The 11713-nt window shown below is 73.9% G+C and carries 9 protein-coding genes; 6 read left to right on the forward strand and 3 right to left on the reverse strand.

Translation table 11 applies throughout. The features are described from left to right. Positions 1-122: 122 nt before the first annotated feature. Positions 123-1370, forward strand: coding sequence for a hypothetical protein (locus ACFYU9_RS13295; RefSeq protein WP_389344597.1), 1248 nt, complete (start codon positions 123-125; stop codon positions 1368-1370). A gap of 277 nt (positions 1371-1647) precedes the next feature. Further along, on the forward strand, positions 1648-2106 hold the full coding sequence (locus ACFYU9_RS13300; protein WP_389205276.1) for a DoxX family protein: 459 nt from the start codon (positions 1648-1650) through the stop codon (positions 2104-2106). A gap of 156 nt (positions 2107-2262) precedes the next feature. On the opposite strand, the gene ACFYU9_RS13305 is transcribed toward ACFYU9_RS13300, so the two are convergent. Next, positions 2263-3789, reverse strand: coding sequence for a PspC domain-containing protein (locus tag ACFYU9_RS13305; RefSeq protein ID WP_389344599.1), 1527 nt, complete (start codon positions 3787-3789; stop codon positions 2263-2265). A gap of 157 nt (positions 3790-3946) precedes the next feature. Here ACFYU9_RS13305 and ACFYU9_RS13310 point away from each other — a divergent pair, with 157 nt between their 5' ends. Together ACFYU9_RS13310 and ACFYU9_RS13315 are read left to right on the forward strand one after the other, a co-directional pair. After that, on the forward strand, positions 3947-5209 hold the full coding sequence (locus tag ACFYU9_RS13310; protein ID WP_389344601.1) for a PspC domain-containing protein: 1263 nt from the start codon (positions 3947-3949) through the stop codon (positions 5207-5209). Next, positions 5206-5910 (forward strand): LuxR C-terminal-related transcriptional regulator, encoded by a 705-nt coding sequence (locus tag ACFYU9_RS13315; RefSeq protein ID WP_389204730.1) that lies wholly within the window; start codon positions 5206-5208, stop codon positions 5908-5910. Before ACFYU9_RS13310 ends, ACFYU9_RS13315 begins: the two co-directional genes overlap by 4 nt. 83 nt (positions 5911-5993) lie before the next feature. Here ACFYU9_RS13315 and ACFYU9_RS13320 read toward each other — a convergent pair whose 3' ends face one another. Then, complete coding sequence (locus tag ACFYU9_RS13320) at positions 5994-7091, reverse strand: NlpC/P60 family protein (RefSeq protein ID WP_389344768.1); 1098 nt, start codon at positions 7089-7091, stop codon at positions 5994-5996. Positions 7092-7431: 340 nt separating this feature from the next. Between ACFYU9_RS13320 and ACFYU9_RS13325 the strand changes: the two genes are divergently transcribed. After that, a complete protein-coding gene (locus ACFYU9_RS13325; RefSeq protein ID WP_389204729.1) occupies positions 7432-7785 on the forward strand; it encodes a hypothetical protein in 354 nt (117 codons plus the stop codon). 19 nt (positions 7786-7804) lie between these two features. On the opposite strand, the gene ACFYU9_RS13330 is transcribed toward ACFYU9_RS13325, so the two are convergent. Next, entirely contained in the window at positions 7805-8956 is a 1152-nt protein-coding gene (locus ACFYU9_RS13330; RefSeq protein ID WP_389344603.1) for an NlpC/P60 family protein, read from the reverse strand. Positions 8957-9262: 306 nt separating this feature from the next. On the opposite strand from ACFYU9_RS13330, the gene pcrA reads away from it, so the two are divergent. Beyond that, positions 9263-11713 carry a DNA helicase PcrA gene (gene pcrA / locus ACFYU9_RS13335; RefSeq protein ID WP_389204727.1) on the forward strand — a complete coding sequence of 817 codons (2451 nt, stop codon included), beginning with the start codon at positions 9263-9265 and terminating at the stop codon, positions 11711-11713.

The raw sequence follows: 11713 nt of genomic DNA on the forward strand, positions 1-11713 counted from the left end.
GTGTGACAAGGGTGGTACGCCCGCTATGCGGGCAGGGGATGCGACACAATTCCCGGGAATCGACAGCCAGTTGACGAACCGTGGGCAACGGGCGACGGACGGATCGGGAAGTGGGCGGCGCCGTGGCGGTGCAAGAGGCGAGACAGTACGGGACGGACGCGGGGCACCCGCCGGACGGCGGCTGCCCGCACTGCGAACGCTCCGGCCACCGGCGGGCCGTCGCCGCCTTCCTCGCCCGGCGCGACGAACTCGCCACCGGTCACGGCGTGCCCGCCGCCCTCGCCCACTCGCCGGTCGCCTCCCGCCAGTGGGTCTCCGACGAACTCGCCCAGTCCGCCCGCACCGTCACCGCCCGCGGCCGCGAGACCGGCGACGCCCGCCGCGACCGGATCCGCCGGGCCACCCTCGCCACCGTGTGGGGCGCCGTGCTCGCCCTCCTCCTCGGACAGACCCTCACCGCCCTCGGCACCGGCTGGACCGGCACCCGCAGCGCCGCCCTGGGCACCGCGCTGCTGCTCGCCGCCGCCCTGACCGCGGCCGCCCGGCCGCACCGCGACCGCGGCGGCGTCCTCGCCCCGCTGCTCGGCGAGGACAACCGGCTCTCCACCTCCCGAACCGTCGCCGCCGGCTGGCTCCTCCTCTCCGGCTACACCGTCCTGTTCCTCTCCGTCCGCCAGGCCACCGGCGCACCCCACGTCGACCTGGGCCTGCGGCGCGGCGCCGGACTGCTCGCCGTCCTCGCCCTGGTCGGCTGGACCACCGTCACCGCCCGGCTGATCGTCTCCCTGCGGGTCGCCGCCCGGCGCCTGCAGAAGGTCCGCGCCGACCGGCCCCGCCCCGCCGACCTGCTCTGCGACGACGACGGCCGCGCCTCCCTCACCGACGTCCAGTACGTCCTGGTCTCCACCGCCGTCCTCGCCTTCGCCGCCGTCCGTCTCGGCCGCGCCCCCGACCGGCTGCCGGAACTGCCCTGGGCGCTCGTGCTGCTCGTCGCCGTCTCGGTGACCGGCTACCTCTTCGGCAAGTGCGCCGAGGGCGGCCGGCCCAAGATCTTCTCGGTGGTCCGGGCCCGCGAGGCCGGCGACCTCGACGCCCCGATCCGCACCGGCGACGACATCGAGATCCGCGGCATCGGCTTCGTCCCGCCCGGCGCCACGGCCCCCGACCCGATGACCCGGCTCGTCGTCCGCATCGGCCCGGTCCACGCCCACGTCCCGCTCGTCCCGGTCCCCGGCGGCTTCGCCAACCCCACCGACACCGCCCTCACCGTCCCGCTCCCCGCCGACGTGGAACCGGGCCGGGTGGAGGTCTGGGCCGTCACCGCCGCCGGAGTCGAGACCAACCGGGTCACGATCGACGTCGTCGACTGACCTCCCCTGTCTCCGGCACAGGAACTCCGGGGACAATCGGTCCTCGGACAGGGGTGCGAGATCGGAGAGGCGGCCTCAGATGACGGAACGGACGGGCGGGGCGACGGACGGGACCACGCACGGGACGACCGGCGGGGGCGACGGCCGCGACGGCGGGCCCGACGGAGCGACGGCGCCCACCGGGACGGCCGGGCCCGCGCCCGCGCGGGCCGCGGCGGTGGCCGCAGCCGGTGCACGTGCCACCAGCGGCGCCGTTGGCTTCGGCGGCTTCGGCGGCCTGCGGGCGGTCGCCTCCCGCTACTCCCTGGTCCCGCTGCGGATCTTCCTGGGCGTCACCTTCCTCTACGCCGGGCTCGACAAGCTCACCGATCCGGCCTTCCTCTCCGCCACCGGCTCCCAGTCGATCGGCGAGATGATGCGGGGCGTCCGCGACACCTCGGCCCTGCCGGCCCTCGTCGACCTGGCCCTCCACAGCCCCGTCGGCTTCGGCTACGCCCTGGCCCTCGGCGAGCTCGCCGTCGGCATCGGCACGCTCCTCGGACTCCTCACCCGGGTCGCCGCGCTCGGCGGGGCGCTGATCTCGCTGAGCCTGTGGCTGACGGTCAGCTGGCAGGCGAGCCCCTACTACCTCGGCAACGACCTCGCCTACCTCATGGCCTGGCTGCCGCTGCTGCTGGCCGGTGCCCCCGTCTTCTCGCTGGACGCCCTCCGCGCCGCGCGCCGGCGTATCCGGTAGGCCGTCCAGGAGGCGAACGCCGCGAGCCCGAGGCCGCCGCTCAGCACCGGTATCACCACGTACCAGGCGACGGACCAGGCGCCGGCCGCGTCCCCCGCGAACAGTGCCGCGAGGGCCAGGGCCGCCGCGCCCAGGACCAGCCGGCCCGGGCGGAACTCATGAAGCAGCACGGATGACCTCCACCTGTCCGAGCCCGACCTCGAGCGAGAGGTCGAGGGTGCCGCCCGGGGTGACGCCCGGCGGCGGGAGAAGCGTCCGGGACTCGTCGAGATCCGGCGCGATGTCGATGTCCCCCTTCGGGGACGAGTACGAGGACGGCGCCGGCGGGACCGGCGGCGCCGGCGGGACCGGCGGCGCCGGCGGGGTCGGCGCGGCGGGAGCGGTCGGCGCCGCGGGCGTGGCCGCGGTCGCCGCCGGGCCGGACGGGGTCGCCGCCGGGGCGGTGGGGGCCGCCGGCGCCGGCACGTGCTGCGGGGGCAGCCGCAGATCGCCCAGGCTCGCCCGCGCCCGCAACCGCACCGTGGCGTTCAGCGGCACGATCACCTTCAGCTTGCCCGCGCCGACCTCCACCCGCGTGGTCACCGTCGTGCCCGGCGGGACGGCCAGATGCGACAGGTCGAGCGTGCCGATCCCGGTGCCCAGCTCGTAGCTCGGCTGCACGGCCGCGACCGTGGCCGGGCGCCAGGTCTCCCGCGCCCAGACCGTCGAGATGTCCTTCGGCAGCACCGACGCCACCGCCAGCAGACCCGTCGTCAGGACCATCAGGAACAGCGTGCCGAACCCCGTGCGGCCCAGGAAGCTGCTGACGGCCAGACCCGCGCCGATCACCGCGAGCGCGGCCGCCAGACCGATCTGCAGGCTGGTGCCCAGCGGATGGCTGTGCCACGTCAGCCCCGTGCCCAGACCGCCCGCGAGCAGGGCGAGCAGGAACACCAGACCGCCGATCGACACCTGGCTGTCGTCCGCCCTGCGCGCCGGGGCCGCCGGCCGGCCCGGCGCGGTCCGGGGCGGACCCCACTGCTGGCCGGGCTTGGGCACCTCGCCGTGGACCAGACCGTCCTTGTCGACGATCCCGTGCGGGCCCCAGAGATAGCCGATGGCCACCTTCCCGGTCGAGCCGTCCTTGACTATCGGGTCCCGCCACCAGGACGGGAACTCCACCAGCGGCGGCGCCATCGTCTCCGGCGGCGCCTCGGCGACCGCGAGGGCGGCGGCCGGGTCTATCCGGCCGCCCTCCTCGGCGGTCGCCGCGACCGCCCGGCGCCGCTGCGACCACACCGCCGCACCGCTCACCGCGAGCGACAGGACCAGCGTGAACGCCAGCAGGCCGCCGTTGTGCAGCGTGGACAGGAAGATCCCGCAGCCCACCAGCGCCATCAGCACCGCGGACAGCGAGGAGCCCGAGACCCGGCCGGTCAGCAGCCTGCGCCCCTCGTTGTCCTCCTCGCCCGCGAGCGGGACGAGCAGCCACGCGAAGCCGTAGAAGATCAGTCCGACGCCCCCGGTCACCGCGAGCACGCCCAGCACGACCCGGAATATCACCGGGTCCAGGTCGAAGTGCCGGCCGAGACCGCCGCACACGCCGGCCACGACCTTCTGCCCGCGCGACCGCCGGAGCGGCGGGGCGGGAGGGGCGTCCGCCGGCGGCGGCGCCTCGGCTTGCGAAGGCATCGAACTCGTCATGCGTCCATGGTGACCGGCCCGGACCCCGGAACGGCACCGGGACCGACCCTGGCCCGACCCTGATCTTCCGCGCCGCGGGCACCCTGAGACGTTTCCAGGGTCGATATCCGGGCCGACCCTGATGTCCGGGGGCCGCCGGACGTGTGACGATCAGTGCATGTCCGCAGCCGCTCGCGTCGCCGACCTCGACGAACCACCCGTCCGCAAGCTCTACCGGAGCGCCGACGGGCGGTGGCTCGGCGGTGTCGCCCGCGGTCTCGCCGGACACCTCGGCCTGCCCGTGGTCTGGGTCCGGGCCTTCTTCGTGGCCCTCGGCTTCACGCACGGCCTCGGCGCGCTGCTGTACGCGGTGTTCTGGATCGTCGTCCCGCTCGGCGTCGGCGGCCGCGCCGCCCCGCGCCCCATGTTCGAGACCACGCCCGAGGGCCGCAGGCGCCTGCGCAAGCCCGACAAGGGCCAGGTGCTCGCGCTCATCGTGCTGGGGCTCGGCGTCTCCGCGCTCCTCGGCAGCGTCAAGATCGACCAGGAGGCCGGCCGCTACATCTGGCCGACCCTCCTCATCGGCGTCGGCGTCGTCCTCGTCTGGCGGCAGGCGGACAACGCCCGCCGGGCCAGCTGGACCGACCCCGACCGGCGCCGGCACGCCTTCCAGCTCGCCCGCGGCCTCGTCGGCGTCGCCCTCGTCGGCACCGGCCTCGCCGTCTTCCTCGTCCTGCGCGGCTCCGTCACCGAGCTCGGCACGGCGCTCACCGCCGCGGTCGCCGTGCTCACCGGCATAGCCCTGCTCGCCGGGCCCTGGCTGGTGCGCATGTCGCAGGACCTCAGCGAGGAGCGCACCCTGCGCATCCGCGCCCAGGAGCGCGCCGAGGTCGCGGCCCACGTCCACGACTCGGTCCTGCACACCCTGACCCTGATCCAGCGCAACGCCGACGACGCCGGCGAGGTCCGCCGGCTCGCCCGCGCCCAGGAGCGGGAGCTGCGGAACTGGCTGTACAAGCCGGAGGGCACGGGCAAGGAGGAGGAGCCGACGACCCTCGCCGAGGCGGTCAAGCGGGCCGCGGCCGAGGTCGAGGACAAGCACGGTGTCCCGCTGGAGGTCGTGGTCGTCGGCGACTGCCCGCTCGACGAGAAACTCGCCGCGCAGATGCAGGCCGCGCGCGAGGCGATGGTCAACGCCGCCAAGTACGGTGGCGAGGGCGGGCCGGTGCAGGTCTACGCGGAGGTGGAGGGCCGGACGGTCTTCGTCTCCGTCAGGGACCGCGGGCCCGGCTTCGACCTGGACGCGGTGCCGGACGACCGGATGGGCGTACGAGAATCGATCATCGGCCGGATGCAGCGCAACGGCGGATCGGCACGGCTGAGATCCGTGCCGGGCGGGGGCACCGAAGTGGAGCTGGAGATGGAGAGGGCGGACGGATGAGCGACGGGAACGGCACGGAGACGGCGGGGCGGGACCCGGAGCGCCGGGTGCGGGTGGTGCTCGTCGACGACCACCGCATGTTCCGCACCGGAGTGCAGGCCGAGATCGGCCGGACCGACGTGACGGGCGTCGAGGTGGTCGGCGAGGCCGCCGACGTGGACCAGGCGGTCACGGTCATCACGGCCACCCGCCCCGAGGTCGTCCTCCTCGACGTGCACCTGCCGGGCGGCGGCGGGGTCGAGGTGCTCCGCCGCTGCGCGAGCCTGATGACGGCCGCCGAGAACCCGGTCCGCTTCCTCGCCCTGTCGGTCTCCGACGCCGCCGAGGACGTCATCGGGGTCATCCGCGGCGGCGCCCGCGGCTATGTCACCAAGACGATCACCGGCACCGACCTGGTCGACTCGGTCTTCCGGGTCCAGGAGGGCGACGCGGTCTTCTCCCCGCGCCTGGCCGGCTTCGTCCTCGACGCCTTCGCCTCGACGGACGCGCCGCCGGTGGACGAGGACCTGGACCGGCTCACCCAGCGCGAGCGCGAGGTGCTCCGGCTGATCGCCCGGGGGTACGCGTACAAGGAGATCGCCAAGCAGCTCTTCATCTCCGTGAAGACGGTCGAGTCCCATGTCTCGGCGGTGCTGCGCAAGCTCCAGCTCTCCAACCGGCACGAGCTGACCCGCTGGGCGGCCGCCCGCCGTCTGGTCTGAGGCCCGCGAGAACCGGCCCGGGCGCCGGGTCCGCGCCAGCCGGTCCAGAGCGCCCGGCCCGCGCCAGCCGCCCCGGGCCCGGGTCAGCCGACGCGGGTGGCGCCCGCGAAGGGCATCTCGTCGATCGGGGCGATCCGGACCGGGGCGCCCGGCCGGGGGGCGTGGATCATGCGGCCGCCGCCGATGTAGAGCCCGACGTGGCTGATGCCGGAGTAGAAGAAGACCAGGTCGCCCGGGGCCAGTTCGGAGCGGGAGACCCGGGTGCCGGCGTTGATCTGGGTGTAGGTGGTGCGCGGCAGCGAGACGCCGGCCGCCCGCCAGGCGGCCTGGGTGAGCCCCGAGCAGTCGTAGGCGGAGGGGCCGGTCGCGCCCCACACGTAGGGCTTGCCGAGCTGGGCCTCGGCGAAGGCGATGGCCGCGGCGGCCCGGCCGGTCGGCGCCGTGAGCGGCCCGCGGTCGGCCGAGGCCCGGTCGGCCCGGTCCGCGGCCGCGCCGCCCGCCGGGCCGGAGGCGGACGCGCCCGCCGCGTCATGGCTTCCGGCGGCCACGGCGGCCTCGTACCGGGCGCGTTCCTCGGCGGTGAGCCGGGCGAGCAGGGCACGGGCGGCGTCCAGCTTGGTCCGTACGGCCGCCTTCTGCGTGCGCAGCTCGGCCTCGTGGGCCTTCAGCTCCCGCAGCCGGTCCGCCGAGCGGGCGCGCAGCTGGTGCACGGCGGCGAGCTCACGCCGTACGGCGGCGATGGCCGCGGCCTGGCGGTCGCCGGCCTTCTCGGCGAGCGCGGCCCGCTCCAGGTACTGGTCCGGGTTCGAGGTGAGGGCGAGCTGGATCGCCGGGTCGAGGCCGCCGGAGCGGTACTGGGCGGCGGCGACGGCGCCCAGGGAGTCGCGGGAGCGGTTCAGCCGCTCGGTGCGGCGGGCGGCCTCGTCGCGCAGCCGGTCGAAGGCGGCCCGTGCCTGGTCGGCCTGCTCCTTCGCGCCGTTGTACTTCTCGGTGGCGGCCTCGGCCTCCTCGTACAGCCGGTCGACGTCTGCCTTGACCTGTGCGGGGGTGGGACGGGGCGCTGCGTGCCCGGAGCCCTCGAAGACGGTCGCGGTGGCCGCGGAGGCGAGGGCCAGGGTGGCGGCGGTGCGGACCGCCTGGCCACCGAAGGAGGAGTGCTTGGGCTTGCGGTGCGCTGCCACGAGGGCGGTCACATCCTCTCCCTGTGGGGGACGCTGCCCGCCGGGGCCGGCGGCGGTCCGCACAGGGGAGACGGGCCGCCGCCGGTTTTCTCGGCGGGGGTGGCCGACAACCGCCGGAAGCGGCGGAGGTGGGGAGCCGGTCACCTGGGTGAGGACGCTAAACCTGGCCGTCGACCGCGAGCGGGAGTTGACCGCTATTGGCGCCAGATGACGTTCCGGGACCGCTTTCCTTCGGCCGGCGTGAGGTCGGACAGCGCATCGGGCAGCCGCCTGACCGAAGCCCCGGACAACCTGGACCCGCCCCGAAGGCGGTGCTATGGGCCCCGTTAGGCTCCGCCCCATGGACGTACTCATCAATGTCTTCGTCGCCCTGCACATCATCGGAATCGGCGCGCTGCTCGGCGGATTCCTCGCCCAGATGAAGGCGATGGGTGCCGGTACGGCCCGCTTCACCCCGGGGATGCTGCACGGCGCCCTGACCATGCTGGTCACCGGCGCCGTCCTGGTCGGCATCCACCAGGCCGAGGGCCACACCCTGAACAACATCAAGATCGGCATAAAGATGGCGATCCTGGTCGTCGTCCTCGGGCTGGTCTACGTCAAGCGCGACGAGGAGCGGGTCGACAAGGCCCTCTTCGGCGCCGTCGGCGGCCTGACCATGGCGAACATCTTCATCGCCACCCTCTGGGTCTGACCGCCGCCGGCGCGGTCCCTCAGGCCGGGCGCACCGAACCGTAGATCGGCATGTAGTAGATCGACTCCTCGCGCACGTACGCGCCCGGCTTCGGCGCGTGGATCATCTTGCCGCCGCCGATGTAGATCCCGACGTGGCTGATGTCGTCGTAGAAGAAGACGAGATCGCCGGGGAGCAGATCGGCGGTGGCGACCCGGGTGCCCACCTTCACCTGGTCCCAGGTGGTCCGCGGCAGCGTCACCCCGGCGGCCCGCCAGGCGGCCTGGGTGAGGCCGGAGCAGTCGTACGAGCTCGGGCCGGTCGCGCCCCAGACGTACGGCTTGCCGATCTGGGCGCGCGCGAAGGCCAGCGCGTCGGCGGCCTTGGCCGCGTACGAGGAGCCGCCGGAGGACGGCGGCGGCGTGGTGGGAGACGTCGTCGGGGCCGGGGTGGGGGCGGGTGTGGCGTTCTGCTGCTCGCGCTTGCGGGCGGCCGCGGCGGCCTCCGCCTTCGCCCGCTCCTCCGCCTCCAAGCGGGCCGCCGCCTCCCGCTCGCGCTCCAGCTCCGCGAGCCGGGCCTTCTCCTCGGCCGTCAGCTTCGCCAGCAGGGCGCGCGCCTCGGCGAGCTTGTCCTGCACGGTCCGCTTGCTCGTGCGCAGCGCCTGCTGCGAGGCGGTCAGCCCGGCCAGGCTGCGGGTCGCCTCGGTGCGCTCCTTCGCCGCCGCCGCGCGCTGTGACTCGTACTCCTCGACGGCCGTGCCCTGCCGCTCGGAGAGCCGGTCCATCAGGTGCCGCTGCTCGAAGTAGTCCTGCGGGCTGTCCGCGAAGATCAGGGTGGCCGTCGGGCCGACGGCGCCGGCGCGGTACTGGGCCGCCGCGTACGAGCCGAGGGCCCGGCGCGAGACGTTGATCTGTTCCGTGCGGCGGGCCACGTCGTCGAGGATCCGGCCCACCTTGCGCCGCTGGCGGTCGGTGGCCTCCTTGGCCCGGTCGTACTGCTGGGTCGCCACCCCGGCCTCCCGGTACAGCCGGTCGACCTTCTTCTGGATCTCCTCGACCGACGGCTTCGGCGCCGCGGGCGCGGCCTCGGCGCCCTGCGCGGGCAGCAGGGTGACCGAGGCGAGCGCGGCCGTCGTGACACCGACGGCGGTGGCGTGGGGGCGGGTGCTGCGCGGCTTGCGATGGGATGCCAAGGCGGCATCTCCTTCCGTGGACGCCGACCGGTGAGGGTGGGGGTTCGGCGTGGGCCGCCCGCTCGGCGCGGTTCGCCGACGGAAGCGAGGGGTAGGGGACGGGCCGCTTGGGCGAGCACGCTAGCGAGCCGTGGGACGGGTGGGAAGGCCGGTGCGCCATATGTCCGATACGTTTTCGTGACCTGAAGCGGATCATCGCCCTCCGTGAATCCGCGGTCACGTTCATCACGTTCACCGCCGTGTTCGCGGTCTCACTTCGCGCGACGGGGACCGGGTGTCAGTGGGGCGCCCTAGACTCGATAGGCGATGAGCAACAGCCTCTTTGACGACAGCTTCCTGGCGAGCCTCCAGAACCACGCGGAGGAGCCCCCGCCCCTGCCCGAGGACGACCACCACGGCGCCCCGGCCGCGGAGGAGGTCCCGCACGACCTCTTCGGGGACCACTTCGACGCGCCCCCGGCCGACCGGGACCCGTACTACCGCGACGGCGCCCACCGCCCCGTCGTGGACCCCGCCGCGCTCCTCGACGGGCTGAACGAGCAGCAGCGCGCCGCCGTCGTCCACATCGGCTCGCCCCTGCTCATCGTGGCCGGCGCCGGCTCCGGCAAGACCCGGGTGCTGACCCACCGCATCGCCCACCTGCTGGCCACCCGGCACGTCCACCCCGGCCAGATACTGGCGATCACCTTCACCAACAAGGCCGCCGGCGAGATGAAGGAGCGCGTCGAGCAGCTCGTCGGCCCGCGCGCCAACGCCATGTGGGTGTCCACCTTCCACAGCGCGTGCGTCCGCATCCTGCGCCGCGAGTCGAAGAAGCTCGGCTTCACGTCCTCCTTCTCGATCTACGACGCCGCCGACTCCAAGCGCCTGATGGCGCTGGTCTGCCGCGACCTGGACCTCGACCCGAAGAAGTTCCCGCCGAAGTCCTTCAGCGCCAAGATCTCCAACCTGAAGAACGAGCTGATCGACGAGGAGAGCTTCGCCGACCAGGCCGCCGACGGCTTCGAGAAGACGCTCGCCCAGGCCTACCGGATGTACCAGGCGCGGCTGCGCGAGGCCAACGCGCTGGACTTCGACGACATCATCATGACGACGGTCCACCTGCTCCAGGCGTTCCCGGACGTCGCCGAGCACTACCGCCGCCGCTTCCGCCACGTCCTCGTCGACGAGTACCAGGACACCAACCACGCCCAGTACACGCTCGTCCGCGAGCTGGTCGGCGAGGGGTACGAGGACCTGGAGCCGGCCGAGCTGTGCGTCGTCGGCGACGCCGACCAGTCCATCTACGCCTTCCGCGGCGCGACCATCCGCAACATCCTCCAGTTCGAGGAGGACTACCCGGACGCGACCACGATCCTCCTGGAGCAGAACTACCGCTCCACGCAGACGATCCTGTCCGCCGCCAACGCCGTCATCGAGCGCAACGAGTCCCGCCGCCCCAAGAACCTGTGGACCAACGCGGGCGCCGGCGCGCAGATCACCGGGTACGTCGCCGACACCGAGCACGACGAGGCCCAGTTCGTCGCCGACGAGATCGACCGGCTCACCGACGCCGGCGACGCCAAGGCCGGCGACGTCGCCGTGTTCTACCGCACCAACGCCCAGTCCCGCGTCTTCGAAGAGATCTTCATCCGCGTCGGCCTGCCCTACAAGGTCGTCGGCGGCGTGCGCTTCTACGAGCGCAAGGAGGTCCGGGACGTCCTCGCCTATCTGCGCGTCCTCGCCAACCCCGAGGACAACGTGCCGCTGCGCCGCATCCTCAACGTGCCCAAGCGCGGCATCGGCGAGCGCGCCGAGGCGATGATCGACGCCCTCGCACTGCGCGAGCGGATCACCTTCCCGCAGGCACTCAAGCGCGTCGACGAGGCGTACGGCATGGCGGCCCGCTCCGCCAACGCCGTCAAGCGCTTCAACACGCTCATGGAGGAGCTGCGCACCATCGTCGACTCGGGCGCCGGACCCGCCGTGGTCCTGGAGGCCGTGCTCGAACGGACCGGCTATCTCGCCGAGCTGCAGGCGTCCACCGACCCGCAGGACGAGACCCGCATCGAGAACCTCCAGGAACTCGCCGCCGTGGCCCTGGAGTTCGAGCAGGAGCGCGGCGAAGAGGGCGGCACCCTCCCGGAGTTCCTGGAGCAGGTCGCGCTCGTCGCCGACTCCGACCAGATCCCCGACGAGGACGAGGAGGGCGCGGGCGTCATCACGCTGATGACCCTGCACACCGCCAAGGGCCTGGAGTTCCCGGTGGTCTTCCTCACCGGCATGGAGGACGGCGTCTTCCCGCACATGCGCGCGCTCGGCCAGACCAAGGAGCTGGAGGAGGAGCGCCGCCTGGCGTACGTGGGCATCACCCGCGCCCGCGAGCGGCTCTACCTGACCCGCTCCGCGATGCGCAGCGCCTGGGGCCAGCCCTCGTACAACCCGGCCTCGCGCTTCCTGGAGGAGATCCCGCCCGCGTATCTGGAGTGGAAGCGGACCGGCCCGATGGCCAAGCCCGCCGGGCCGACCTCGGGGATCACCTCCTCGTTGTCGTCCTCGCGCTCCCGCTCCGGCCCCTCCGGCTTCGCCACCCGCCGCACCAGCGACAAGCCGGTGATCTCGCTCCAGGTCGGCGACCGGGTCACCCACGACCAGTTCGGCCTGGGCACGGTCATGGCCGTGCAGGGCGCGGGCGCGGACGCGCAGGCCACGATCGACTTCGGCGACGAGAAGCCGAAGCGGCTGCTGCTGCGGTACGCGCCGGTCGAGAAGCTGTAG

Origin of the sequence: Streptomyces sp. NPDC004327 (assembly GCF_042873935.1) — a bacterium.
Classification (GTDB): Bacteria; Actinomycetota; Actinomycetes; order Streptomycetales; family Streptomycetaceae; genus Streptomyces.

What these genes read in the sequence shown, in the direction of transcription:
- ACFYU9_RS13310 (WP_389344601.1), top strand. Translation starts at nt 3,947, where the DNA reads ATGTCCGCAGCCGCTCGCGTCGCCGACCTCGACGAACCACCCGTCCGC.
- ACFYU9_RS13315 (WP_389204730.1), top strand. Translation starts at nt 5,206, where the DNA reads ATGAGCGACGGGAACGGCACGGAGACGGCGGGGCGGGACCCGGAGCGC.
- ACFYU9_RS13325 (WP_389204729.1), top strand. Translation starts at nt 7,432, where the DNA reads ATGGACGTACTCATCAATGTCTTCGTCGCCCTGCACATCATCGGAATC.
- ACFYU9_RS13305 (WP_389344599.1), bottom strand. Translation starts at nt 3,789, where the DNA reads ATGACGAGTTCGATGCCTTCGCAAGCCGAGGCGCCGCCGCCGGCGGAC.
- pcrA (WP_389204727.1), top strand. Translation starts at nt 9,263, where the DNA reads ATGAGCAACAGCCTCTTTGACGACAGCTTCCTGGCGAGCCTCCAGAAC.